Raw genomic sequence first — 23,411 nt, 5'->3', positions numbered from 1 at the left:
TTGCCACGGCTGCGCCATGATCCTCGCCAAACGCCTGAAGAATCTCCCGGTCGGCCGCAAGTTGCTGGCTGCCCTGCTGGTGATGATGATCGCGGTGCTGGTGGTGGCCAATGTGACCTTTATCAGCGCCGCCTACTGGATCTCCCAGGAGAGCGTGGCACCCCAGGCGCTGCAGACCCTGGGCCGGCTGTTCGCCAGCCCGGTGCTCAGCCGCGAGGTGCTGGCCTCGCCGGCGGCGGCCGAGGTGCAGCTGCGCCAGCTCGACGGCTATGCGCCGCTGCGCCTGGCCGCGGTCTACGACAGCCAGGGCCAGCGCCTGGCCGAATTGCACAATGGCGATCGCCTGCAGGTGCCGGCGCGCTTCGAAGAGCTGCAGACCTGGCGCCTGCGCGAATTCCGCACCAATCTGCTGGTGGAGCTGCCGCGTCCCGAGGGCGCTCCCGGGCATCTGCTGCTGGTGGCCAGCAGCGAACTGCCGGGGGCCTTCTACCGCGGCACCCTGACCGCCAGTCTGGCGATCCTGACCTTCAGTATCCTGCTCTGGCTGGTGGTGGCGCGGCAGATCAAGAGACTCATCACCCTGCCGATCCGCGAACTGGAAGAACTCTCGCGCCAGGTGACCCGCGAGGAGAACTATTCGCTGCGCGCCAGCAAGGGCAGCGAAGACGAACTGGGCCGCCTGGCGGAATCCTTCAACACCATGCTCGGCCGCATCCAGGGCCGCGAGCAGCAACTCAAGCGCGCCCGCGACGACGCCCAGTACGCGGTGCTGCAGGCCCAGAGCCTGGCCGAGGAGACCCGCCGCTCCAACCGCAAGCTGGAGCTGGAGGTGCAGGTCCGCGGCAAGATCGAGAAGAAGCTCACCGGCTTCCAGAACTACCTCAACAGCATCATCGACTCCATGCCCTCGGCACTGATCGCCGTGGACGAGCAGTTCTACGTCACCCAGTGGAACCAGGAGGCCACCCACCTCTCCGGCACCCAGCTGGACGAGGCCCTGAACCAGCCGGTGTTCCTGGCCTTTCCTTCGCTCAAGCCGTTCCTGCCGCAACTGAGTCGCACCGCCGAATTGCTGCGGGTGGAAAAGGTGGAACGGGTGACCTGGGCGCTGACCGATACCCCGCGCCACTACACCCTGACCTTCTACCCGCTGATGGGCGGCGCCGGGCGTGGCGTGGTGATCCGCATCGACGACATCACCCAGCGCCTGAACATGGAAGAGATGATGGTGCAGTCGGAAAAGATGCTCTCGGTGGGCGGCCTCGCCGCCGGCATGGCCCACGAGATCAACAATCCGCTGGGCGCCATCCTGCACAACGTGCAGAACATCCGCCGGCGGCTGTCGCCGGAGTTGCCGAAGAACGTCGAGCAGGCCGCCGAATCCGGTGTCGAGCTCAATGCGGTGAACTGCTACCTGGAGAGCCGGCAGATCCCGCGGCTGCTCGACGGCATCCACCAGGCCGGCAGCCGCGCGGCCAAGATCGTCAGCCACATGCTGGCCTTCAGTCGCCGCAGCAATCGCAAGATGGAAGCCAGCGAATTGCCGCCGCTGATCGATCAGGCCATCGAGATCGCAGGCAACGACTTCGACCTGGCCGAGGGCTTCGACTTCCGCACCCTGTCGATCATCCGCGAATTCGATCCGGCGCTGGGACCGGTGCCGGTGATCGGCAACGAACTGGAGCAGGTGCTGCTCAACCTGCTGAAGAACGCCGCCCAGGCCATCCACCTGCGCGACGACGAGGAAGAAGGCGAATACGGCCGCATCACCTTGCGCACCAAGCTGCGCGGCGGCTGGGCCGAGATCCAGGTGGAAGACAACGGCATCGGCATCCCCGAGGACATCTGCAAGCGCATCTTCGAGCCCTTCTTCACCACCAAGGAAGTGGGCCAGGGCACCGGTCTGGGCCTGTCGGTGTCGTATTTCATCATCACCAACAACCACAAGGGGCAGATGGAGGTGCACTCCACGCCCGGCGTAGGGACCTGCTTCACCCTGCGCCTGCCCCTCGTCCAGGCCGACTTCGACGCGGCCTAGGACCTCATCAGGAGCTGCGCCATGGGTTTTCGCCTCACCGAGATCTACACCCGCCAGGGCGACGCCGGCGACACCGGCCTGGCCGACGGCAGCCGGGTACCCAAGGACCATCCGCGCATCGAGGCCATCGGCGCGGTGGATGAGCTCAACAGTGCCCTGGGTCTGCTGCTCGCCGAGCTGGCCGAGGACGCCCGCCTGGCCGAGGTGAGCGAGCTTCTGGCGCCCTGTCAGCACCGCCTGTTCGACCTCGGTGGCGAACTGGCCATGCCCAGCTATCGCGCCCTGCAACCGGTGGAGATCGAACGCCTGGAGGGCGCCATCGATCGGTGGAACGCCGAGCTGGGGCCGTTGGAGAATTTCATCCTGCCCGGCGGCTCGCGCGCCGTGGCCCAGGCCCATGTCTGCCGCACCCTGGCGCGCAGCGCCGAGCGCCGCTGCCGCAGCCTGCATGCGGTGGAGCCGCTGGAGGGCCAGGGCTTGCCCTATCTCAATCGCCTGTCCGACCTGCTGTTCGTCGCCGCCCGCATCGTCGCCCGGCGCCAGGGGGTGAGCGAGGTGCTCTGGCAGGCCGCGCGGCCATGAGCGCGCCGGCCGCGCCCGCCGCGCCACCGCCGCGCCGCCACGAGGGGCTGCTGGCGCTCTGGGACGGCCTGATCCTGATCCTGGTCTGCGTGAACCTGGCGCTGATCCTGTTCGACAGCCTCTATGCCCTGGGACCGCTCAACCAGGCCCTGGCTGCGGTGTTGCCCGGCTTCCACGCCTTCTATGGCGAACGCATCCACGCCCACTTCACCCGCATCGACCTGGTGTTCGTCGCCTTCTTCATCGCCGACGTGCTGCTCGGCTGGCTGGTGGCGGTGATCGAACGCCGCCACGCGCGCTGGTACCACTACCCCTTCATCCACTGGTACGACGTGCTCGGCTGCATCCCCCTGGGCGGCTTCCGCCTGCTGCGGGCGCTGCGCATCGTCTCGCTGCTGCTGCGCCTGCAACGCCTGAGGCTGATCGACATGCGCGGCTGGCGGCCCTATCGGCTGTTCAACCACTACTACCAGCTGCTCATGGAAGACCTGTCGGATCGGGTGATGATCAAGATCTGCGGCGAACTGCAGGACGAACTCACCACCCGCGACGACTTCTCCCAGAGCGTGATCGACCGCGTCATCCGCCCGCGCAAGCAGCGGCTGATCGACGGCATGGCGCTGCGCATTCAGACCATGGTGGAACAGGGCTACAGCCAGAATCGCGCCACCCTGGAGCGCCTGGTCGGCGACGTGGTGCAGCGCGCCCTGGACGAGAATCCCGACCTGGCCCGGCTCAAGCGGCTACCCATGGGCGAGCGCCTGGCCGACACCCTGGACGGGGTGCTTACCGACATCGTCAACGGCCTGGTCAGGGAGGCGGCGGCCAGCCTGCGCACCCGCGACTTCCGCGCCCTGGCCAGTCGCCTGGCCGATCACGGCTTCGATCAGAGTCTGCCCAGCGGCGCTCAGGACAATGCCCTGGACGAGGTGCTGGTGGAGATCCTCGAGGTGTTCAAGCAGAAGGTCCTGCAGCGCCGGCTCGATCAACTCGATGGCGAGCTCTGGCCGCAGGAATGGCAGCGCAGCGAGATCGATCCGATCAACGCGCCCCGGCGCTGATCTGCTGCTGCAGATTCTGCACCTGGGTCTGCAGGGTGGTGATGTTGCGAGTGGTCTGCAGGCGGAAGGCATCGAATTCCTTGCTGTCCGGGCCCACCGGGCGGGCGTCCAGCTCGCTGCGCAGCACCAGCAGGTCCTGCTGCATCTCGCCCAGGGCCTGATTCTGGGCACTGGGCTTCTTCAGCGCGGCGATGTCGGCCTGCAGCGCCTTGTTCTGCGCGGTAAGGCTGGCGACCTGCTCGGTCAGGCTGGCGGTCTGCGCCAGGCCGTTCTTCAGCGCGGTCTGCTCATCGGCCAGGGCCTTGAGGCGGGTATCCACCTCGCCACTGCCGGTCTGCACCGTCTGGACCGCGGTGGAGAGATTCTGCAGACGGTTGTCCTGGGCCTGCTGGTTGTCCGTCACCCCCTGCTGCTGGCGAGTGAGTTCGGCGACCTTGGTCTGCAAGGTCTTGACCTGCAGCAGCAGCGCCTCGCGACTGGTGGTACCGGAGGATTCGCTTTCCACCAGCTTGCCGGAGATGTCCCTCAGGCGACCCTGGGCGTCTTCGCTGATGCGCGCGAAGTTTTCCTGGGTGGCCACTACCTGCTCCTGCATCAGCACCAGTTGCTGATGACTCCACCAGGCGACCCCGGCCAGGGCCAGAGTCAGGGCCGCGACCAGCACCCACAGCGGCGCGGTGGACGGGCCACGGCGTACCGCGCGCGCATGACCGGCCGTGGGCTCGCGATAGACCTCCTCGGCTTCGACCGACCGGCGACCCGCGGGACGGCGATCGTCACGCTCCGGCGTCAGACTCGGGACGTTATCCATTTCATCGAGAAGATCGTTGCGCATGGCAGACCTGTGAGCAAAGGCAGGAAGACGAAATCGCGGCCAGTATAACGGCCGTCGGCGCCGACGCGAGGCCGTGCGCAGACGGATTCACCCCGGGAGCGTGCGCCGAAACGCAGTCTGCGCCGATAGCAAAGCGCCAGCATGCCATATCCCGAGTGCCTTTGGTGCGGTACTAGACCGGGCCGCTGCGGGCCTGGGGCGCCCGCGGGCGATATTCTTCCAGGGCGTTCCAAGAGCTGGCCTCGGGCAGGTAGCCGAAGGCCTCCTGGGCGGCGCGGATGTCCAGGGTGAAGGGGCTGTCGAGCAGCTCGGGCCAGCGCGACTCGTGACCCGGGGTGCGCAGGCGGGCATAGAGACGCCGGGGATCGAAGGCCTTGCGCTCGACCACCGGCGGCAGCTCGAAGCGCCGCAGCAGGAAGTTGATCGCATCCCAGCACACCAGCGGCTGGCCATCGCTGAGGTTGAAGACCTTGCCCTGGGTGGCGGCCGGTTGCCTGAGCAGCAAGGTCACCAGGGCCTTGCGCAGATTGCCGGCGCTGGTGAAGTCCCAGCGATTGAGGCCGTTGCCGCTGCGGCCCAGCTGCCTGGCCTTGGCCCTTTCCAGCAACCAGCGCGCCCAGTCGCGATCGGCCAGGCCGAGCACCTGGGCCGGCCGCAACACCGTGACCTGGGGGCCGAATTCGCCGGCGGCCAGGGCCAGGCGCTCCAGTTGCAGACGGCGCTGGGCCTCGCGGCTGGCGGGCTTGGCCGGCACCTGGTCTTCCTTGAGCGCTTCGCCGCCCCGCTCGTAGACGCGGGCGGACGAGACATAGACGAATTGCGCGACCTGCTGCTGCAGGGCGGCTTCGATCAGCACCTGGCCGTGGTCGAGATCGGCTGCGCTCGGCACGCCGGCCACATCGGTACAGTGGGCGATGGCATCGATGTCGTCGCACAGCGCCACCACCTGCGCGGGCTGGTCGAGCAAGGCCGGGTGATAGTCGGCGCCGCGCTCGACCAGGGCGTCCAGGGTCGCGCCGGGGCGGCCGTGCACCCGCACCAGTTGGCCGCGGTCGAGCAGGTCGCAGGCCAGGCCCGCACCGAGCGGCTCGCTGGCGCCCGTAATCAAGATACGCATGTCGCTGGGATTCCCGAAGCTGTCCGCGGTCGCCCGGGGCGACCCATCCGCCAGTGTAACCAAAGCCTTCGATAGACGCCGCTAGTCGCGCACCAGCCACTGGCCGGCGACCTGTTCGAGGTGCCGGGTCAGGGCCTGCAAGGCGGCGCCGCCATTGCGCCAGTGATGCCAGAACAGCGGCACGTCCACCCAGTGACCGGGCGCCAGATCCACCAGCGCGCCCCGCGCCCGGGCGGTCGCACTCTGGATATCCGGCAGGAGACCCCAGCCGATGCCACCCAGGGTCATCTGCAGAAAGCCCTCGGCGGAAGGACAGAGGTGGTAGTCGAAGGTCTGGGTGACGCCGAGCTGCTCCAGATAGCGATGCTGCAGGCGATCATCCGGGCCGAAGACGATGGCCGGCGCCCGTGCCAGGGCCTGGGGATCCGGCAATGCGGCCAGTTGCCGAGCGCGGAATTCCGGACTGGCCAGGGCCCGGTAGCGCATGGCGCCCAGGGCGCTGACCCGTGCGCCGGCCAGCGGCTGGCCGTTGGCGCAGAGGCAGGCCGCCACCTCGCCGGCGCGCATCCGTCGGAGCACCACGTCCTGGTCTTCCACCACCAGATCCAGCAACACCCGCTGTGCCCGGACCCAGGGGCCGACCGCCAGCGGCCACCAGTTGGCCAGGCTGTCGGCGTTAAGGGCGATGCGCAGGCGCTGCGGCGCCTCTTCGGCCAGACCCGGCACCTCGCTGCCCAGATCGGCTTCCAGTAGCCGCACCTGCTGGATATGGCGCAACAGCCGCAGACCCGGCGCCGTCGGCTGCGGGGGTGTCTCCCGCACCAGCACCGCCTGGCCGACCCGGGCTTCGAGCAGCTTGATGCGCTGGGACACCGCCGATTGCGACAGCCCCAGGCGCCGCGCCGCCCGCTCGAAACCGCCCTCTTCCACCACCACTGCCAGGGCTTCCAGCAACTTGTAGTCGATCATCGATTCAGCTAATGCTGCATAAGGAATATTGGTTTTTCTTATACACCTGGACGCGGCAAGGTGGCAGCCAATCCAGCACGACAGGGCACCACTTCCGCAATGAACAGCTACGTCACCGGCCTCCTGACCATGGCCAGTCTCATCATGGCGCTGGGCGCGCAGAACACCTATCTGCTGGCCCAGGGGCTGCGCCGCGAGCACCATCTGGCCATCGCCGCCTTCTGCCTTACCTGCGACGTGATTCTGGTGGCCGCCGGGGTACTGGGCCTGGCCGCGCTGATCCAGCACAGTCCGTTGCTGGTGGATATCCTGCGCTGGGGCGGCGCGGCCTTTCTGCTCTGGTATGGCGCCCAGGCATTGCGTCGGGCCTGGCGGCCGGCAGCCATGGGCACCCTGGCCGCGGCGGAGCCACGCAGCAGGCGGCAGGCGCTGCTCGCCGCCGCGGCGGTCTCGCTGCTCAATCCCCATGTCTATCTGGACACGGTGCTGCTGGTGGGCTCCCTGGGCAGCCAGCAGGCCGCGCCCCTGGCCTATGTGTTCGGCGCGGCCACGGCCTCTATGCTGTGGTTCTTCGGCCTCGCCCTAGGCGCCGCCTGGGCCGCGCCCTACCTGGCCCGCCCAGGGGTGTGGCGGTTGATCGATCTGCTGGTGGCCGGGGTGATGTTCGCCGTCGCCGCCCAGTTGCTGGTCTCGACCTGAGGCTGGCCTTCCCCGGGCGAGCGCCCTAAGCTGCGGCTCTGCGTTTCCTGTCGAGAGTCCTCATGCCCTTCGCCCGCTCGCTCCGCAGTCAGAGCCTGCTCCTGTTCGGCGGCAGTCTGCTGCTGATGCTGCTGATCGCCCTGGCCGGCTTCGGCCTGCTCTCCCGCGAGTTGCATCGCTACCAGCACCTGATCGAAGGCCCGCTGGAGCGCCTGGTGGAGATTGACGACACCCACCTGATCTTCAAGATCCAGGTCCAGGAGTGGAAGAATTTTCTTCTGCGCGGCGGCGATGCCACGACGGCCGAGCGCTACTGGCAGGCCTTCCTGACCCGCGAGGCGGAGGTCGACCGGCGTCTGCAGCAACTGACCGGCAGCGTCGATCCCGATCTGCAACCGCGGCTCCAGGCGCTGCGGGCCCAGCACCAACGCCTGGGCGAGCGCTATCGCGCCGGCCAGGCCGCCTATCTCGCCCATGATCGCGATCCGCGTCGCGGCGATGCCGAGGTCCGTGGTATCGACCGCGAGACCGCCGAGGGCTTCGCCGCCCTGGTCGACGACCTGCACGGACGCACCGCCGCGCAGATCGCCGCCATCCGCGCCGAGGCGCAGCGCGACATCCTGCTCGCCGGCCTCGCCCTGCTGCTCTGTGGCGGCAGCCTGCTGTTCCTCGGGATACGGCTGGTGGAGCGGCGGCTGGTGGATCCGCTGGTGGCCTGCGCCCGGCAACTGGGGCTGCTGGCGCGCGGGCGTTTCGGCGAGCGCCTGCCCGGCGGCCGCGATGACGAAATGGGGCGCCTGGTCCTCAGCACCAATCTCTTGCGCGACGCCGCCGTGCAGCACACCCACGACCTGCGCCACCAGGCCGGCGAGGTGGGCGCCCTGAGCGCGCTGCTGGCCAATCAGCTGGTGACCGAGCCGGGACAGCCGCCGCGAGAGGTCGATCCGCAGGTGCTCAAGGACGTCAGCCGCCGTCTCGCCGACATCGCCGGCGATTTAAAGGAGGCCGCCAGCCAGCGGCAGGACTGAGCTCCGCCGCTAGAGCTGCGCCGGCACCTCGCGCCACGCGCCCGGCGCCAGATCGTCCAGCGTCCAGGGGCCGATGCGGACGCGCACCAGGCGCAGGGTCGGCAGGCCCACCGCGGCGGTCATGCGCCGCACCTGGCGATTGCGCCCTTCGCGAATGGTCAGCTCGATCCAGGCGGTCGGCACGCTCTTGCGAAAGCGCACCGGCGGATCGCGCTCCCAGAGCGCTGGCGGCTCTGCCAGCAGGCGGGCCTCGGCCGGCAGCGTGGGGCCGTCATTGAGTTCGACGCCCTGGCGCAGGCGCTGCAGCTGCTCTTCTCCAGGTGTGCCCTCCACCTGGGCCCAGTAGGTCTTGGGCAGCTTGTGCCGGGGATCGGCGATGCGCGCCTGCAACTGGCCATCGTTGGTCAGCAGAAGCAGGCCTTCGCTGTCACGATCCAGGCGGCCAGCGGGATAGACGCCCGGTACCTCGACATAGGCCTTCAGGGTCGCGCGGCCGTCGGCGTCGGCGAACTGGGTGAGCACATCGAAGGGCTTGTTGAGCAGCAGCAACCGCGGTGTGACCGGCGGTGCCTTGGCCTGGCGACGCGGACGCTGGCCGGGGGTGGAGCGGGTATTTCGCGACATGGGGATCGACGGCGGCTAGCCAAAGGGTAATCTGGACCGCCCAGTCTATTCGTCCGAGGTCCCATGCGCATCTTTCGTCCGCTGTGGCTGATCCACCTGCTGACCCTGGCCGGTTGCGCCTCCTCCGCCTACGAGGGTCCGCGCTCCGATCACTTCGACGGCGAGCGCTTTCACAACCTGGCGCCGCGCGAAGACAAGAGCCTCTGGACCCTGCTGAAATGGCAGTTCACCCGCACCCGTCCCGAGTGGGCCTGGCAGGAAGGGCCGGCCGTACCGACGCGACCAGTGGCCCGGGTCGAGGGTGGCGAATTGCGGGTGACCTTCGTCAATCATGCCACCCTGCTGATCCAGCATCAGGGTCTCAACATCCTCGCCGATCCGGTGTGGTCGGAGCGGGTCAGTCCCTTCAGCTTCATCGGTCCGCGACGCTATCACGCGCCGGGCGTGGCCCTGGACGACCTGCCGCCGCTGGACCTGATCTTCGTCAGCCACAGTCACTACGACCACATGGACCTGGCGACGCTGCGGCGCCTGGCCGAGCGCGCGCCCCTGACGCCGGTGGTGACGCCCCTCGGCAATGCCGAGCTGATCCGCCGCGAGACCGGTTTCGTCACCGTCAGCGAGCTGGACTGGTGGCAGAGCCTGCCGCTCAAGGACGGCGTGCGCCTGCACCTGGTGCCGGGCCAGCACTGGTCGGCGCGCAGTCGCTTCGACACCAACCGCCGGTTGTGGGGCGGCTTCGTACTGGAAGCGCCGAACGGACCGGTCTATTTCGCCGGTGATACCGGCTGGGGCCCGCACTTCGCGCAGATCCGCGAACGCCTGGGCGCGCCACGCTTCGCCGCCCTGCCCATCGGCGCCTATGAACCGCGCTGGTTCATGCGGGACAGCCATCTGAATCCCGACGATGCGGTACGTGCTCATCAGGCGCTGGGCGCCGTCAGCAGCCTGGGCATCCACTTCGGCACCTTTTCCCTGAGCGACGAAGAACAGTTCGCCCCGCCCCGCGACCTGGCCCACGCCCGCGCCCTGCATGGCCTGGCGGACGAGGCGTTCCGGACACTGGCACCGGGCGAGATCTGGTCGGTGCCCTGAGGTCAGCCGCCGACCTTTGCTGCTTCGATCAAAGGTGGCAAGGAGGAGGCGCTGAGCCAATCCATCAGGGTGGCTCTCATACCGACTCCCCAATGCTGGTCATAAAGCATCCAGGCCCCGGTAATCACGATGGCCCAGAGAATGCTGAACAGCGAGCCGACCAGAAAGTATTCGGCAAAGTCCCGCTGATCCAGCTCCTTGAAGCGAGCGACGGTCTTTAGCGCTATCACCGCCGCGAGGATTTCCCAGCTGTTGCTTAGCAGTCCCGCAGCCAACACCAGACGTTCGAGCCAGCCGATGAGGCGTCCCGCGGAAAAGGCGCCATCGCTGGACGCGCCTGGCATTCTTGGCCGTGTCATGCGGATGAGCATCCTGCGACACAAGACATTGCCAAGCTCGGTCAACAGGGCCAAGGCGAAGAGCGTATAGGCCAGTGCATGCAATCCTTGCAACAACCCGTTCATTGCTCAGCCTCCCTGCGATCCAGATCCGCCAGTACGTCCAGCACGGCATTCCACTGTTGGCTATAGGCGTCGAAGTGACCGGAGGTGCGTACCTTGTAGATGCTATGGACCGATACCTGACGCTGCTCTGCCAGCTCCGCGGGTAACTGTCCGTTCAACAGTGCCGCGATGTCGCTCAATTGACGTTGCGTCCAACCCTTCTCGATAACCGTCAAGCCAACCCCTAGTGCATCGAGAGTGGTCTCCAACAGCGGCTCCTGAGGCAGCGAGAAACCATAGCGGCAGAGCGCGCGCTTTTCGTTTAGCTTGTGCCGACTGCGGCTAAGACCCGGCCCCATCATGTTCCAGGCCTGCTGCGGATTCACAGCCGTTTCTATCCGGGCCAGCCCCAGCACGAAACGGCAATCGATACCACGCTGCAGGAGATCCAGCCTGATGTCACGCAACAGCCGAGCGCCGGCATTCAGGGACGTCACCAAACCCTGAAATTCGTCTCCAAGGGTGATGGTCAACGGTGATGCCAGGACGTCGGCATAACGCCTGTTGCACTGCACGACCGCTTCATTGAAAGCCTTGTGTAACTGCGCGATATCGGCAGCGTGCTCGCTATGCACCAGGTCGCCCATTACCACCGCGAGTGTCCTGGCAGTTATTTCCTGTTTTGGGGTCATTTTTCGCGATGTAACCATAAAAGGGTCAATCGCTTCTTTTTACCCAAAAACGGTGCGACTCGCCTAGCGCTAAATGTCATCAGTAATCAGCAGGGCAAGAGACAAAAGCAGCCAGGACGCTTGAGGATGCCCTCAACACCTCGCTGCTCCCGCCCATTAATTCAGGTTATTCCACCAGCCCCTTGTCCCAGAGTCGTACCAACTCGCTGGGCGCGCGGTCCTCGGGAATCAGCAGGGTCAGTTCGTCCTGCTGCTCGGCGGGCTGGGGACGGAAGCGCAATTCCACCTTGAAGTAGCGCTGATCGCCCCGCCCGACCTGGGTCGGTTCGCCGGATTCCGGCAGGCAGCGTTCCAGCACCGAGCAGATGCGCCCGCGCTGGGCGCTGTCGTACTGGCCGAATTCGATCTCCCGCGGCTTGCTCAGCGCGTGCAGGGGCGCGAAGCCGCCCTGTCGCGAGAGTCGCACCACGGTGTCCTTGCCCAGCGGGGGAAGTTCGCGCATTGCCCTGCTCCTCTAGATGAGAGTGACGCCCACGCCAGCCCAGGCCTCTTCGACCGCACGCACCTCCGCCGACTCGGCGCCGAAACGGCGACCGGCATTGGAGACGGTCAGACGGGCGAAGGCGGCGAAATCCGCATCGTTGGCCAGGCGACTGTCGCACAGAGTGTCGTACCAGATCGGCCCGGCCTTTTCCCAGGCGTAGCCACCTAGGGCCATCGCCGCCAGATAGAAGGCCCGGTTGGGAATGCCCGAGTTGAGGTGGACACCGCCGTTGTCTTCGCGGGTCTCGATGTAGTCGCGCATATGCCCGGGCTGGGGGTCCTTGCCCAGGGTCGGATCGTCGTAGGCGGTACCCGGCTCGGCCATGGACCTCAGGCCCTTGCCGTTGATCTTCTTGGTCAGCAGCCCGGCGCCGATGATCCAGTCCGCCTCGGCGGCGGTCTGCTTGAGTTCGTACTGCTTGACCAGGATGCCGAAGACGTCGGAGACCGATTCGTTGAGCGCGCCGGACTGATTGAAGTACACCAGGCCCGCCTCGCTCTCGGTGACGCCATGCACCAGTTCGTGGGCGATGACGTCCAGGGCGATGGTGAAGCGGTTGAAGATCTCGCCGTCGCCATCGCCGAACACCATCTGCTCGCCGTTCCAGAAGGCGTTCTGGTAGTCCTGGCCATAGTGGACGGTGCCGGCCAGTGGCAGGCCCTGGCCATCGATGGAATTGCGCCCGAACACCTCGTTGAAGAATTTGAAGGTGGCACCCAGGTAGTCGTAGGCCTCGTCCACCGCCACATCGCTCAGTGCCGGCTGCCCCTCCTGGCGCACCAGACGCCCGGGCAGCTGCATGGCGTTGCCGGCATCGAAGATGCTGCGCTGCGGACTGGCGTCATCGGTACGCGGCAGCGGCCCGACCGGTGCCTGGCGCACGCCGGGGCGACCGGGATTGTGCAACAGACTCTGGACGTGACTCAGGGTGGTCAGGGCGCAGGAACGCTGGTGTTCGTCGCCGTGATCGATGATGCGGCCAAGAATGTAGGGGGGAATCACCCCCTGGTAGGTGCCCGGGTTACGAGACATGCGCGCCCTCCTCCTCTGGGGGACAGAGTCCCCGATCACCGCAGCGTGCGGTCCGTGTTTCTTGGACCACGAAACGACCAGACGGCTCCCGCCTCTTCACCCGGAGGCAGGCTTCTGGTACAAAGGCACCCCACGCGGGCGTCGTATAATGGCATTACCTGAGCTTCCCAAGCTCATGACGAGGGTTCGATTCCCTTCGCCCGCTCCAGATTCCAGACGGCCTCCAATCAGTCCTTGCGGACACGCTGATTGGGGGCCGTTGCGTTTCCGGGCCCTGCCAAAGGGGTTTCGCGCGCGAAACCTACCCCGCCACCAGCCCCTTCACCCGCTGCGCCAGGGCCTCCACCGCGAAGGGCTTGGTCAGGATCGCCATGCCCGGTTCCAGGTGGCCGTCGCTGAGCAGCGAGGTTTCAGCGAAGCCGGTGATGAACAGCACCTTGAGCGCCGGGCGGCGGACGCGGGCGGCGTCGGCCAGCTGGCGGCCGTTCATGCCGCCGGGCAGGCCGACGTCGGTGACCAGCAGGTCGATGCGGGCATCGGAGTGCAGCACCTCGAGGCCGCCGGCGCCATCGGCGGCCTCGATGATGACGTAGCCCAGTTCGCGCAGCAGATCGGTCACCAGCATGCGCACCGTGGGTTCGTCGTCGACCACCAGCACCGTGGCATTGGCGCCTTCCAGCAGAGCGGGCTGGTCCTCCACCCGAGGCAGCCCGCACGGCCGCTCCACCGGTCGCAGGGGCAGGTACAGGCAGACGGTGGTGCCTTCGCCGGGCGTCGAGCGCAGCCGCAGCTGACCGCCCGACTGGCGGGCGAAGCCATAGATCATCGACAGCCCCAGGCCTGTGCCCTGCCCCATGGGCTTGGTGGTGAAGAAGGGCTCGAAGGCCTTGGCGGCGACTTCCGGCGTCATGCCGCTGCCGCTGTCGGTCACGCTCAGATGCAGATAACGCCCGGGGGCCAGTTCGAAGTCGCGGGTATCCGCTTCGCCAAGGGTGCGATGACTGGCGGCGATGAGGATGCGCCCGCCCTTGGGCATGGCGTCACGGGCATTGATGCACAGGTTGAGCAGGGCGTTCTCCAGCTGGGACTGGTCCACCAGCAGGGGCTGGTCGTCCGGCAGGCTGCTGAATTGCACCTGGATGGCCGGCCCCACGGTGCGCTGCACCAGGTCGAGCAGGCCGCCCACCAGCTGGTTGACCTCGGTGGCTTCCGGGGCCAGGGTCTGGCGGCGGGCGAAGGCCAGCAGCCGATGGGTCAGGGCCGCGGCGCGCTTGGCGCTGCTCTGGGCAGCCGTCAGGTATTTTTCCAGCTCGGTGAAGCGCCCCTGGCCAATTCTCAGGCTCATGAGGTCGAGGCTGCCCGAGATCCCGGCGAGCAGGTTGTTGAAATCGTGGGCCAGGCCGCCGGTGAGCTGGCCGACCGCTTCCATCTTCTGCGACTGGCGCAGGGCCTCTTCCGAGCGACGCAATTCTTCGGTGCGTTCTTCGACCCGCTGCTCGAGGGTGGCGGTCAGGTCCCGCAGGTCCGCCAGGGCGCGGTCGCGCTCGTCGGCCAGGGCCCGGCGGGCGTCCACGTCCAGCAGCACGCCGGGAAAGCGCAGTGGGGTGCCATCCGGCGCCAGTTCGACGTGGCCGTTGGCCTCCAGCCAGTAGTAGCGGCCGTCACTGCGACGGACCCGGTACTGGTGGGCATAGCGGCCACCGCGGCCGATGACGTCGGCGATGGCCGCGGCCAGGCCGGGCTGGTCGTCCGGATGGACGGTGGCCACCACCTGCGCCAGGCTCAGGCCATCACGCCCCAGGGCCGGGTCGAGGCCGAAGTTGATGGCGAAGGCCTCGTCGACGGTGAACCTGTCGGTGGGCAGATCCCAGTACCAGGTGCCGATGATGGCGCCGGCGGCGAGGGCCAGCTGCACGCGCTCGGCGGCGGCCAGCACGCTGCTCTCCGCGGCGCGGGCGCTGTCGAGCTCGTCGATGCGTGCGGAAAGCTCCTGTTCGAGGGTCAGGTTATGCCGCCGCAGGGCGGCCTCGGCCACATCGCGCTGACGGTGGGCCTGAACACTGGCGGTGGTCTCGGTGGTGATGTTGAGCATGCCGACGATGCGCTCGCCATCGCGCAGCGGGCTGTAGGAAAAGCTCCAGTAGGTGTCCTCGGGATAGCCGTTGCGGGTCATCACGAAGTGCTTGTCGACGAAGTGCAGCGCCTCGCCGGCCAGCGTCCGCGCGATCAGCGGCGCGATCTCGTCCCACAATTCCGCCCAGACCTCGTCGATCGGCAGCCCCAGGGCGGCCGGATGGCGGGCGCCGAGAAAGGGGGCGTAGGCCTGGTTGTAGATCAGCGTCTGCTCGGCGCCCCAGGTGGCGCACATGGCGAAGGGAGACGCCATCAGCAGGTCGTAGGTGGTCCGAAGGGCCACGGGCCAGCTGGCGCGCGCGCCCAGTGGCGTGGTTTCCCAGGCGAAACTTTCGAGATAGGACAAGGGACGACTCACTGGCAGAGGCACGGAGGGATCTCGTGGCCGTCCGGGCCTGCCGCAAGGCGCCCGGATGCCCATGATAGGCAGGTACGCAAGCCCCCTGCCAGTACCGCGATCCATCGCTGGCGCCGCCCTGCCCATCCGAGGCGGGACCGGACCTGCGGCATGCTGTCCCGGTGAAACGACTGGCACCGGCGCCGTGCATCTCTTACCGTGTGGCCCCCGCTGTCGCTGTCAGGTATCCGCTCGTCATGTCCGCGTCTCCCACCCCGCCCGAGGGGCTGCAACGCAGCCTGTCCAATCGCCATCTGCAACTGATCGCCATCGGCGGCGCCATAGGCACCGGCCTGTTCATGGGTTCGGGCAAGACCATCGCCCTGGCCGGCCCCTCGATCCTGCTGGTCTATCTGATCATCGGCAGCGCCCTGTTCTTTGTCATGCGCGCCCTGGGCGAATTGCTGCTGTCGGATCTGGAGTACAAGTCCTTCATCGACTTCTGCACCGATCTGCTCGGGCCCTGGGCCGGCTTCTTCTGTGGCTGGACCTACTGGTTCTGCTGGATCGTCACCGCCATCGCCGATGTCATCGCCATCGCCGCCTATGCCCAGTTCTGGTTTCCCAGCCTCGCGCCCTGGATCCCGGCGCTGCTCTGCGTGCTGCTCCTGCTGGGTCTGAATCTGGTCACGGTGCGACTGTTCGGCGAACTGGAATTCTGGTTCGCGCTGATCAAGATCGTCGCCATCTGCGCCCTGATCGTCACCGGATTCGGCCTGGTGCTCTGGGGCTTCCAGTCGCCCTCGGGCAACGTCGCGAGCCTCGCCAACCTGTGGAACGACGGCGGCGTCTTTCCCATGGGGCTGGGCGGCTTCTTCGCCGGTTTCCAGATCGCCGTCTTCGCCTTCGTCGGTATCGAGCTGGTGGGCACCACCGCCGCCGAGACCGCCGATCCGCGGCGCAATCTGCCGCGGGCGATCAACTCCATTCCGGTGCGCATCCTGGTGTTCTATGTGCTGGCGCTGGTGGTGATCATGGCGGTGACGCCCTGGCGCCAGGTGGTGCCGGACAAGAGTCCCTTCGTCGAACTCTTCGTGCTGGCCGGCGTGCCCATGGCAGCCAGCCTGATCAATTTCGTGGTGCTGACCTCCGCCACCTCCTCGGCCAACAGCGGCATCTTCTCCACCAGCCGGATGCTCTATGGCCTGGCCCGCGAAGGCCATGCGCCACGCGGCCTCACCCGCCTTTCGCGGGCGGCGGTGCCGGCGCGTGGCCTGGTGCTGTCCTGCCTGTGCCTGCTGCTGGGTACGGTGCTGATCTACCTGATCCCCAACCTGGTCACCGCCTTCACCCTGGTCACCACCCTGGCCGCGGTGCTGTTCATGTTCGTCTGGTCGCTGATCCTGCTGGCCTGGCTGGCCTACCGCCGCAACCGTCCGGAGCGCCATGCCGCCTCGGCCTTCCGCCTGCCCGGCGGGCGCTGGGTGTGCTACGGGGTGCTGGCCTTCTTCGCCGCGGTGCTGGTGCTGCTGACCCTGCAGGACGACACCCGCCAGGCGCTGCTGGCCAGTCCGCTGTGGTTCCTGCTGCTGGGGGTGGGCTACTGGTGGCGCGGGCGGCGGGTGGTACGCGCCGGCTAGCCGGACGCTGGCCGCTCAGCCCAGCGTCCAGAGTTCATCGAGCCGGGTGGTGTAGCGCGGGCTGAGCAGGTCGCGGCGCATCTGCCAGGCGGGATCGCGCGGGATCCGCGCCGGTCTCAGGGTCTCGCGACCGAACCGGCCGTTGATGGCGTCCAGGGTCGCCATCAGCCGGGCCGCGGCCGGATCCGGGGCGGCGGCGAAGAGATCCGCCGCCACCTCGCTACGGCCGCAGAGATCGAGCAGCAGCACCTCGGCCTTGGCGTAGCCGAAGCCGTCGCGAAAGATCTCGCGCAGGCCCGCCTGGGCCTGGTCGTTGAGCACCCGGGTGTCGTCGCTGGGCACCGGCAGGTTGAGCAGGGCGGCATTGGCGTAGCGGCCTTCGTCGGCGCCGTGCATGCCGGTCTGGATGCTGACCCTCAGGGTGCGACAGAGCGAACCCTGGGCGCGCAACTTTTCCGCGGCGCGGGCGGTGTAGCTGGCCACCGCCTCGGCCAGGGCGCCGAACTGATACTGGCGGCGACCGAACATGCGACTGCTGCAGATGGTCTGCCGCGGCGCCTCCAGTTCTTCCAGACTCAGGCAGGCCAGACCGCGCAATTCCCGCGCGGTCTTTTCCAGCACCACGCTGTAGCGCTGGCGCAGCGACCAGGCATCCTGCCCGGCCAACTCCCAGGCCGTGCTGACCCCCTCCCCGCGCAGCCGCGCGGCCAGGCGCCGGCCGACGCCCCAGACGTCTTCGATGGGCGAATGCCTGAGCACCCAGTCATGCACCGCCGGATCGCGCAGATCCAGCACCCCGCCGGTGCGCTCCGGCCAACGCTTGGCGGCGGCATTGGCCAGCTTGGCCAGGGTCTTGGTGCCGGCGATGCCGACGCTGACCGGGATGCCCGTCCACTTCTGCACCCGCGCCTGCAGGCGATGGCCGAGGGCGTCCAGGGGTTCGGGCAGGCCGGCCAGATCGGCGAACACCTCGTCGATGCTGTAACGCTCCAGGCGCGGCACCAGGGTCGCCAGGGTGCGCATCACCCTGTCGCTGAGATCGCCATAGAGGGCATAGTTGGAACTGAAGGCCGTCACTTCGCCGCGCCGGGCCAGTTCGCGCACCTGGAACCAGGGCGCCGCCATGGCGATGCCCAGGCGCTTGGCCTCGGGCGAACGGGCGATCACGCAGCCGTCGTTGTTGGACAGCACCACCACCGGGCGCCCGGCGAGATCGGGGCGGAAGACCCGCTCGCAACTGCAATAGAAGGCGTTGCAGTCGATCAGCGCCAGCACCGACTCAGCCATGGCCGAAACGCCTCAGGCTGTGGGTGGCCACGCCCCAGACCTCGAAGTCGTCGCGCTCGCCGATGACCAGGGGGGCATAGGCGGGATTTTCCGCCAGCAGGACGAAATTGGCGCCGCGCCGACCGAGGCGCTTGAGGGTGGGTTCGCGATCGCGCACCGCCACCACGATGTCGCCGACCCGTGCCGGCCGGGCGCGATCGACGATCACCAGGTCGCCGGCAAAGATGCCGGCGCCGGTCATGCTGTCGCCACTGACCTGGATGACATAGGTGTGGGGCGCGCGCAGGTCGACCAGCTCGTCCAGCGAGACCTGGCGCTCCAGATGATCCTGGGCCGGCGACGGGAAGCCGCACGGCAGGCGAAAATCATAGAGCGGCAGCCGGGTGTCGGACGATTCCAGGCAACCCAGGACGGTAACGGACATGACAAGGCGCTCCTGCGGATAACTGTCTATTTATACAGTTATCCGCAGCTGCCGTATTGTAAAGTCCGACCTAATCTGCGCCGATGAGCGGCGCCGTCAGGCGCTGAGGCGGAAGCGCGAGACGATGCCGCGCAGGTCCTGGGAGAGGCCGGCGAGGCGTTCGGCGGTACCGGCATCGGACTCGATACCGGTCAGGACCTGCAGGGTGCTGGCGCGGATGCCGGTGGTGTTGCGGTTGATGTCTTCGGAGACCGCAGCCTGCTGTTCCGCGGCGCTGGCGATCTGCACATTGACGTCGACGATGCGCTCCACCGCGGCGCCGATGCTGGTCAGGCTGACGCTGGCCTGCTCGGCCGCCGCGACGCCGGTCAGGGCATGGCCGCGGCTGGCCTGCATCTGCCCGACGGCCTCGCCGGTGGCGGCCTGCAACTGCTCGATGATGCGGCGGATTTCCTCGGTGGAGGTCTGGGTGCGCGAGGCCAGGGTGCGGACCTCGTCGGCCACCACGGCGAAGCCGCGGCCCTGCTCGCCGGCCCGAGCGGCCTCGATGGCGGCGTTGAGCGCCAGCAGGTTGGTCTGCTCGGCGATGGTGCGGATCACCGCGATGACCCCGCCGATGGCCTGGCTGTGGGTTTCCAGGGCCGCGACCTTGGTGGCGCTGAGGTCCACCTCGGCGGCCAGGGCCTCGATGGCCTGTTGCGTCTGCTGCATCACCCGGGTGCCTTCCCGGGTGGCCTGATCGGCCTGCTGGGCCGCGGCCACGGCGCCTTCGGTGTTGTTGGCGACGTCCGCCACGCTGGCGGTCATCTCGGTGATGGCGGTGGCCACCTGATCGGTCTCGCCCTGTTGCGTCTGCATGGTCGAACGGGCCTGGCCGATGGAGCCGGCCAGGGACCCCGAGGCCTCGGCCACCGCGCTGGAGGCCTGATCCACCTCGCGCAGCGAGCGACCGAAGGCCTCCAGCATCGCGTTCAGGCTACGGCCGATGTCGGCGATCTCGTCACGCCCGAGCAGGGCGGCGCGGCGACTCAGATCGCCCTGGGCGGCGGCGGCGGTCACCCCGACCAGTTCGGCGATCCCCAGGCGCAGGGCCTGGTAGATGCCGGCGAAGGTATAGGCCAGCAGCAGCAGGGCGCCCAGGATCATGCCCACGACCAGATTACGCAGCGTGGTCGCATGCGCCAGACGCTCGGCCAGCAGCTGGGAGAGCTGACCCTGCGCTTCCTCCTGCACCTTGTAGTAGCGGGCGACCACGGCATTGCCCTGGGCACCCAGGGCGAGACCGGAAACCGTACCCTCATTGGTCATGGCCGCCTGCATGCCCTGACGGAAGTTGGCATAGTCGTCCGCCGCCTGGGCCAGGGAGCCCTTGAGGCGCTGGGCCAGCTCCGGCGCCTGCCGCGCCAGGAGTCTGAGGCCCTGCTCCAGTTCGTCGGCGCTCTGCCGTTCCTGGTTCACCACGCTGCGCGCCAGATTCAGACTGGCCGGATCGAAGCGGTTGGTGGCACTCAGGCCGAAGGCCAGGCCGCGCAGCTGGCCGATGAGGTTGATTTCCCGCGGCAGGCGCACGGAGGTGATGTCGATGAGAAAGAGGCTGGTGTAATCCGAATCCAGCGCCAGGCCGGAGGTGGCCGACACGTAATAGAAGAGATTGAGGGTCTGGGTCAGCTGCTCGTTCCAGGCCTCGAATCCCTCCAGCGGGGTGCCGGTGGCTCCCTGCATCAGGCGCTCGGCGCCTCGCCGCAGCTGGCTCAGGCGATCGCCGGTTTCCAGCTGGGTGCCGAGTTCGCGATCCAGCCGGCCGAGGTCGTCATAGGCCTTGAGCAGGTTGTCACGGTTGTTCTGCCAATCCTGCTGGGCCGAGGCATCGCCATCCTGGAGTCGCTTGGTCAGGGCGCGCTGCAACATGCTCAGGCGGGCGACCGGCGTCAGTTGCGTCAGATAGCGCTGACCGTCGATTTCCTGGGCCAGACCGACCCGCTGTTCCTGGATATCCTGATAGAGATAGACGCTGAGAAACACCAGGGGCACCAGGATGATGGCCGCCAGGCAGGCGAATTTGGCGGGGAATCTCAGGCGATTCATTAGGCTTACGACAGGGGTCAACAGATTCATGGCGGGCTCACGGGCGGCAGAGGGGGTCACTTGGGCTGTACCGCCCAATTTGTGACGTAATAGACAGAGTTTTCTGTAACAGTTCTATCGCTATCGGCCTGCCGTCTCGCTTATATGGCCCTTTGCCACTCGACGGTCGAAAGGCGTCTCCCAACGGTCGCAGGATGGCTCTAGCATGCATGATGTAGTGATTCTCAATGCCCTTGTGCTGGATGGTCGCGACCGTCCGGGCCGGGTTCTCGACGTGGCGATTGCCGGCGAGCGTATCCAGGCACTCGGTCAGTTGGCCGGGCAACCGGCACGGGAGGTCCGCGATGGCCGCGGCCTGGCGCTGGCGCCCGGCTTCATCGATGTCCATACCCATGACGACACCATGGTCATCCGCCGCCCCGAGCAACTGCCCAAGCTCAGTCAGGGGGTCACCACCGTGGTGGTCGGCAACTGCGGCATCAGCGCCGCCTCGGTGCGGTTGCGTGGCGAGCCGCCGGATCCGCTGAATCTGCTGGGCCCGGCCGCGGCCTTCAGCTATCCCACCTTTGCCGCCTACCGGGCGGCGGTGGAGCAGGCCCGTCCCGGCGTCAACGTCGCCGCCCTGGTCGGGCACACGGCGCTGCGCAGCAATCACCTGGACGATCTCCAGCGCGCCGCCACCCCTGCCGAGATCGCTGCCATGCGCGCCGAATTGCGCGACAGCCTGGCCGCTGGCGCTCTGGGGCTCTCCACCGGCCTGGCCTACGCCTCCGCCATGGCGGCGCCAACCGCCGAGGTTGCCGCGCTGGCCGCCGAGCTGGACGCCGTGGGCGGACTCTATGCCACCCACTTGCGCAGCGAATTCGCCGCGGTGCACGAGGCCCTGGACGAAGCCCTGGACATCGGTCGCCAGGCCCGGGCGCCGGTGGTGGTGTCCCACTTCAAGTGCGCCGGGGTGGACAACTGGGGCCGCGCGCCGGAGTTGCTCGGCGCCCTGGCGCGGGCCGCCCACGGACAGCCGGTCGGCTGCGACTGCTATCCCTATGCCGCCAGCTCCTCCACCCTGGATCTCAAGCAGGTCACCGACCGCCACCGCATCACCATCACCTGGTCCACCCCGCATCCCGAGTGCGGCGGCCGCGACCTGGCCGCCATCGCTGCCGACTGGGGCCTGGACCTAGAGACCACCGCGCGCCGCCTGCAACCGGCCGGTGCCGTCTACTACGGCATGAGCGAGGCCGACGTGCGCCTCATCCTCGCCCATCCGCTGAGCATGATCGGTTCCGATGGCCTGCCCGAGGACCCCTTCCCCCATCCGCGACTCTGGGGCGCCTTCCCGCGGGTGCTCGGTCACTTCAGTCGCGACCTCGGCCTCTTTCCCTTGCACACCGCCGTGCACAAGATGACCGGCCTCTCCGCCGCCCGCTTCGGCTTGGCGGGTCGCGGCCTGATCGAGCCCGGCGCCCAGGCGGACCTGGTGCTGTTCGACCCCGCCCGCATCCGCGACGTGGCCGACTTCAGCGAGCCGCAACGGCCTGCCGAAGGCATCGAAGCGGTCTGGGTGAATGGGCAACTGGCCTATGCACCGGGGCAGGCCATTGGCGAGCGTCATGGTCGCTTCCTGCCGCGCGCCGGGGATCTGCGGTCGACCTTCCCACGTTCCGCTTGAGCGCTACCAGGTAACGCCTCCAGCTGGTGCATCCCCGTTACCTTCCGCCACCTCCCGGTGCCCCCTGGCGCACCGGGAACCCCTTCGGCTGCCTGTCCCCCGTGCCAAGCCCTTGATTTGCAACGTCATGCGAATAGCTGGCACAGTCGCTGCAATCTATTCCGTTGTTACGAACACACTTCCGCTATAACGGAAAAGGAGATACGCGATGACAGGCAAGACGAAGGGGTGGAAAACGCTGGCGCTGCTGGTCGGCCTGGTCGCCATGACCGGCGCCCAGGCGGCCAAGCTGGATGACGTGCTCAAGCGCGGCCATCTGGTCGTGGGCACCGGCAGCACCAATGCGCCCTGGCACTTCCAGGGCGCCGACGGCAAGTTGCAAGGCTTCGATATCGATATCTCCAAGGTCATCGCCAAGGGCCTGTTCAACGATCCGGAAAAGGTCGAGTTCGTCGTCCAGGGCTCGGATGCGCGCATCCCCAACCTGCTCACCGACAAGGTCGACATCAGCTGCCAGTTCATCACCGTGACCGCCAGCCGCGCCCAGCAGGTGGCCTTCACCCTGCCCTACTACCGCGAAGGCGTGGCCCTGCTCCTGCCGGCCAACAGCCGCTACCAGCAGATCGACGACCTCAAGGCGGCCAAGGGCGACCTGACCGTGGCCGTGCTGCAGAACGTCTATGCCGAGGAACTGGTGCACCAGGCGCTGCCCGGCGCCAAGGTCGACCAGTACGACAGCGTCGACCTGCTCTACCAGGCCCTGGGCACCGGCCGCGCCGACGCCGTGGCCACCGACCAGTCCTCGGTCAAGTACCTGATGACCCAGAATCCCGGCCGCTACCGCTCGCCCGACTATGCCTGGAGTCCCCAGACCTACGCCTGCGCGGTCAAGCGCGGCGACCAGGACTGGCTGAACTTCGTCAACACCGCCCTGCACGAGGCCATGACCGGTGTGGAATTCCCCACCTATCAGGCGTCCTTCAAGAAGTGGTTCGGCGTCGAGCTGCCCTCTCCGGCGATCGGCTTCCCCGTCGAGTTCAAGTGATCCTGGCCCCGGCGCGGTCCGTCCGCGCCCTC

The 23,411-nt window shown here is 67.7% G+C and carries 21 protein-coding genes and 1 tRNA gene; 10 read left to right on the top strand and 12 right to left on the bottom strand.

Annotated features, from left to right (window positions below):
* Nucleotides 1–16 precede the first annotated feature (16 nt).
* From OXS31_RS13350 to OXS31_RS13340, 3 genes are read left to right on the top strand one after another with little or no spacing between them, the layout of a single operon-like run.
* The gene (locus OXS31_RS13350; RefSeq protein WP_027598529.1) at nucleotides 17–2,038 is read left to right on the top strand and encodes an ATP-binding protein; all 2,022 of its coding nucleotides are present in this window, start codon (nucleotides 17–19) and stop codon (nucleotides 2,036–2,038) included.
* Between the two features lie 21 nt (nucleotides 2,039–2,059).
* Nucleotides 2,060–2,620, top strand: coding sequence for a cob(I)yrinic acid a,c-diamide adenosyltransferase (locus OXS31_RS13345; RefSeq protein WP_027603025.1), 561 nt, complete (start codon nucleotides 2,060–2,062; stop codon nucleotides 2,618–2,620).
* On the top strand, nucleotides 2,617–3,681 hold the full coding sequence (locus tag OXS31_RS13340) for an ion transporter (protein WP_267399442.1): 1,065 nt from the start codon (nucleotides 2,617–2,619) through the stop codon (nucleotides 3,679–3,681). Before OXS31_RS13345 ends, OXS31_RS13340 begins: the two co-directional genes overlap by 4 nt.
* On the opposite strand, the gene OXS31_RS13335 is transcribed toward OXS31_RS13340, so the two are convergent.
* The 3 genes from OXS31_RS13335 to OXS31_RS13325 form a co-directional block, all read right to left on the bottom strand.
* Entirely contained in the window at nucleotides 3,662–4,516 is an 855-nt protein-coding gene (locus OXS31_RS13335; RefSeq protein WP_074585017.1) for an ATPase, read from the bottom strand. The genes OXS31_RS13340 and OXS31_RS13335 overlap by 20 nt on opposite strands.
* A 172-nt stretch (nucleotides 4,517–4,688) precedes the next feature.
* Nucleotides 4,689–5,633, bottom strand: coding sequence for an NAD(P)-dependent oxidoreductase (locus OXS31_RS13330; RefSeq protein ID WP_267399440.1), 945 nt, complete (start codon nucleotides 5,631–5,633; stop codon nucleotides 4,689–4,691).
* A gap of 81 nt (nucleotides 5,634–5,714) precedes the next feature.
* Complete coding sequence (locus OXS31_RS13325; RefSeq protein ID WP_027598524.1) at nucleotides 5,715–6,602, bottom strand: LysR family transcriptional regulator ArgP; 888 nt, start codon at nucleotides 6,600–6,602, stop codon at nucleotides 5,715–5,717.
* Between the two features lie 99 nt (nucleotides 6,603–6,701).
* On the opposite strand from OXS31_RS13325, the gene OXS31_RS13320 reads away from it, so the two are divergent.
* The gene (locus OXS31_RS13320; RefSeq protein ID WP_007161919.1) at nucleotides 6,702–7,301 is read left to right on the top strand and encodes a LysE/ArgO family amino acid transporter; all 600 of its coding nucleotides are present in this window, start codon (nucleotides 6,702–6,704) and stop codon (nucleotides 7,299–7,301) included.
* A gap of 62 nt (nucleotides 7,302–7,363) precedes the next feature.
* Entirely contained in the window at nucleotides 7,364–8,329 is a 966-nt protein-coding gene (locus OXS31_RS13315) for a HAMP domain-containing protein (RefSeq protein WP_074585015.1), read from the top strand.
* Between the two features lie 9 nt (nucleotides 8,330–8,338).
* Here OXS31_RS13315 and OXS31_RS13310 read toward each other — a convergent pair whose 3' ends face one another.
* Complete coding sequence (locus OXS31_RS13310; RefSeq protein ID WP_144947352.1) at nucleotides 8,339–8,953, bottom strand: pseudouridine synthase; 615 nt, start codon at nucleotides 8,951–8,953, stop codon at nucleotides 8,339–8,341.
* A 63-nt stretch (nucleotides 8,954–9,016) separates the two neighbouring features.
* Here OXS31_RS13310 and OXS31_RS13305 point away from each other — a divergent pair, with 63 nt between their 5' ends.
* Nucleotides 9,017–10,048, top strand: coding sequence for an MBL fold metallo-hydrolase (locus tag OXS31_RS13305; RefSeq protein ID WP_267399432.1), 1,032 nt, complete (start codon nucleotides 9,017–9,019; stop codon nucleotides 10,046–10,048).
* A 2-nt stretch (nucleotides 10,049–10,050) separates the two neighbouring features.
* On the opposite strand, the gene OXS31_RS13300 is transcribed toward OXS31_RS13305, so the two are convergent.
* The 4 genes from OXS31_RS13300 to OXS31_RS13285 form a co-directional block, all read right to left on the bottom strand.
* Nucleotides 10,051–10,512 carry a hypothetical protein gene (locus OXS31_RS13300; RefSeq protein ID WP_027598520.1) on the bottom strand — a complete coding sequence of 154 codons (462 nt, stop codon included), beginning with the start codon at nucleotides 10,510–10,512 and terminating at the stop codon, nucleotides 10,051–10,053.
* On the bottom strand, nucleotides 10,509–11,138 hold the full coding sequence (locus OXS31_RS13295) for a SatD family protein (RefSeq protein ID WP_044342161.1): 630 nt from the start codon (nucleotides 11,136–11,138) through the stop codon (nucleotides 10,509–10,511). The genes OXS31_RS13300 and OXS31_RS13295 overlap by 4 nt, the downstream gene beginning before the upstream one ends.
* Nucleotides 11,139–11,349: 211 nt before the next feature.
* Nucleotides 11,350–11,685 carry a protealysin inhibitor emfourin gene (locus OXS31_RS13290; RefSeq protein ID WP_007161915.1) on the bottom strand — a complete coding sequence of 112 codons (336 nt, stop codon included), beginning with the start codon at nucleotides 11,683–11,685 and terminating at the stop codon, nucleotides 11,350–11,352.
* 12 nt (nucleotides 11,686–11,697) lie between these two features.
* Nucleotides 11,698–12,759, bottom strand: a complete 1,062-nt coding sequence (locus OXS31_RS13285; protein ID WP_044342159.1) for a M4 family metallopeptidase — start codon at nucleotides 12,757–12,759, stop codon at nucleotides 11,698–11,700.
* A gap of 134 nt (nucleotides 12,760–12,893) precedes the next feature.
* Here OXS31_RS13285 and OXS31_RS13280 point away from each other — a divergent pair.
* A tRNA-Gly gene (locus OXS31_RS13280) sits at nucleotides 12,894–12,967 on the top strand.
* A gap of 93 nt (nucleotides 12,968–13,060) precedes the next feature.
* Here the strand turns inward: OXS31_RS13280 and OXS31_RS13275 are convergent.
* Nucleotides 13,061–15,238 carry an ATP-binding protein gene (locus OXS31_RS13275; RefSeq protein WP_346659871.1) on the bottom strand — a complete coding sequence of 726 codons (2,178 nt, stop codon included), beginning with the start codon at nucleotides 15,236–15,238 and terminating at the stop codon, nucleotides 13,061–13,063.
* Between the two features lie 248 nt (nucleotides 15,239–15,486).
* Between OXS31_RS13275 and cycA the strand changes: the two genes are divergently transcribed.
* Nucleotides 15,487–16,869 (top strand): D-serine/D-alanine/glycine transporter, encoded by a 1,383-nt coding sequence (cycA, locus tag OXS31_RS13265; RefSeq protein ID WP_027603014.1) that lies wholly within the window; start codon nucleotides 15,487–15,489, stop codon nucleotides 16,867–16,869.
* Between the two features lie 15 nt (nucleotides 16,870–16,884).
* On the opposite strand, the gene OXS31_RS13260 is transcribed toward cycA, so the two are convergent.
* The 3 genes from OXS31_RS13260 to OXS31_RS13250 form a co-directional block, all read right to left on the bottom strand.
* Complete coding sequence (locus OXS31_RS13260) at nucleotides 16,885–18,156, bottom strand: Y-family DNA polymerase (RefSeq protein ID WP_027603013.1); 1,272 nt, start codon at nucleotides 18,154–18,156, stop codon at nucleotides 16,885–16,887.
* Complete coding sequence (gene umuD / locus OXS31_RS13255; RefSeq protein ID WP_027598514.1) at nucleotides 18,149–18,580, bottom strand: translesion error-prone DNA polymerase V autoproteolytic subunit; 432 nt, start codon at nucleotides 18,578–18,580, stop codon at nucleotides 18,149–18,151. Before umuD ends, OXS31_RS13260 begins: the two co-directional genes overlap by 8 nt.
* Before the next feature lie 96 nt (nucleotides 18,581–18,676).
* Complete coding sequence (locus OXS31_RS13250; protein WP_267399421.1) at nucleotides 18,677–20,695, bottom strand: methyl-accepting chemotaxis protein; 2,019 nt, start codon at nucleotides 20,693–20,695, stop codon at nucleotides 18,677–18,679.
* 175 nt (nucleotides 20,696–20,870) lie between these two features.
* On the opposite strand from OXS31_RS13250, the gene OXS31_RS13245 reads away from it, so the two are divergent.
* A complete protein-coding gene (locus OXS31_RS13245) occupies nucleotides 20,871–22,334 on the top strand; it encodes a D-aminoacylase (RefSeq protein ID WP_115946723.1) in 1,464 nt (487 codons plus the stop codon).
* Between the two features lie 265 nt (nucleotides 22,335–22,599).
* The gene (locus OXS31_RS13240) at nucleotides 22,600–23,379 is read left to right on the top strand and encodes a transporter substrate-binding domain-containing protein (RefSeq protein ID WP_223855486.1); all 780 of its coding nucleotides are present in this window, start codon (nucleotides 22,600–22,602) and stop codon (nucleotides 23,377–23,379) included.
* The last annotated feature ends 32 nt before the right edge of the window (nucleotides 23,380–23,411 follow it).

It is taken from the genome of Pseudomonas sp. GM_Psu_1, from assembly GCF_026544185.1.
Lineage (GTDB): Bacteria > Pseudomonadota > Gammaproteobacteria > Pseudomonadales > Pseudomonadaceae > Chryseomonas > Chryseomonas oryzihabitans.
The sequence above is the reverse complement of the archived record's forward strand: the minus strand, read 5'-3'. Positions and strand labels throughout refer to the sequence as shown.

What these genes read in the sequence shown, in the direction of transcription:
- OXS31_RS13245 (WP_115946723.1), top strand. Translation starts at nt 20,871, where the DNA reads ATGCATGATGTAGTGATTCTCAATGCCCTTGTGCTGGATGGTCGCGAC.
- OXS31_RS13325 (WP_027598524.1), bottom strand. Translation starts at nt 6,602, where the DNA reads ATGATCGACTACAAGTTGCTGGAAGCCCTGGCAGTGGTGGTGGAAGAG.
- OXS31_RS13300 (WP_027598520.1), bottom strand. Translation starts at nt 10,512, where the DNA reads ATGAACGGGTTGTTGCAAGGATTGCATGCACTGGCCTATACGCTCTTC.
- OXS31_RS13305 (WP_267399432.1), top strand. Translation starts at nt 9,017, where the DNA reads ATGCGCATCTTTCGTCCGCTGTGGCTGATCCACCTGCTGACCCTGGCC.
- OXS31_RS13285 (WP_044342159.1), bottom strand. Translation starts at nt 12,759, where the DNA reads ATGTCTCGTAACCCGGGCACCTACCAGGGGGTGATTCCCCCCTACATT.
- umuD (WP_027598514.1), bottom strand. Translation starts at nt 18,580, where the DNA reads ATGTCCGTTACCGTCCTGGGTTGCCTGGAATCGTCCGACACCCGGCTG.
- OXS31_RS13315 (WP_074585015.1), top strand. Translation starts at nt 7,364, where the DNA reads ATGCCCTTCGCCCGCTCGCTCCGCAGTCAGAGCCTGCTCCTGTTCGGC.
- OXS31_RS13335 (WP_074585017.1), bottom strand. Translation starts at nt 4,516, where the DNA reads ATGCGCAACGATCTTCTCGATGAAATGGATAACGTCCCGAGTCTGACG.
- OXS31_RS13345 (WP_027603025.1), top strand. Translation starts at nt 2,060, where the DNA reads ATGGGTTTTCGCCTCACCGAGATCTACACCCGCCAGGGCGACGCCGGC.
- OXS31_RS13295 (WP_044342161.1), bottom strand. Translation starts at nt 11,138, where the DNA reads ATGGGCGACCTGGTGCATAGCGAGCACGCTGCCGATATCGCGCAGTTA.
- OXS31_RS13350 (WP_027598529.1), top strand. Translation starts at nt 17, where the DNA reads ATGATCCTCGCCAAACGCCTGAAGAATCTCCCGGTCGGCCGCAAGTTG.
- OXS31_RS13260 (WP_027603013.1), bottom strand. Translation starts at nt 18,156, where the DNA reads ATGGCTGAGTCGGTGCTGGCGCTGATCGACTGCAACGCCTTCTATTGC.
- OXS31_RS13310 (WP_144947352.1), bottom strand. Translation starts at nt 8,953, where the DNA reads ATGTCGCGAAATACCCGCTCCACCCCCGGCCAGCGTCCGCGTCGCCAG.
- OXS31_RS13290 (WP_007161915.1), bottom strand. Translation starts at nt 11,685, where the DNA reads ATGCGCGAACTTCCCCCGCTGGGCAAGGACACCGTGGTGCGACTCTCG.
- OXS31_RS13240 (WP_223855486.1), top strand. Translation starts at nt 22,600, where the DNA reads ATGACCGGCGCCCAGGCGGCCAAGCTGGATGACGTGCTCAAGCGCGGC.
- OXS31_RS13340 (WP_267399442.1), top strand. Translation starts at nt 2,617, where the DNA reads ATGAGCGCGCCGGCCGCGCCCGCCGCGCCACCGCCGCGCCGCCACGAG.
- OXS31_RS13330 (WP_267399440.1), bottom strand. Translation starts at nt 5,633, where the DNA reads ATGCGTATCTTGATTACGGGCGCCAGCGAGCCGCTCGGTGCGGGCCTG.
- OXS31_RS13320 (WP_007161919.1), top strand. Translation starts at nt 6,702, where the DNA reads ATGAACAGCTACGTCACCGGCCTCCTGACCATGGCCAGTCTCATCATG.
- cycA (WP_027603014.1), top strand. Translation starts at nt 15,487, where the DNA reads ATGTCCGCGTCTCCCACCCCGCCCGAGGGGCTGCAACGCAGCCTGTCC.
- OXS31_RS13250 (WP_267399421.1), bottom strand. Translation starts at nt 20,695, where the DNA reads ATGAATCTGTTGACCCCTGTCGTAAGCCTAATGAATCGCCTGAGATTC.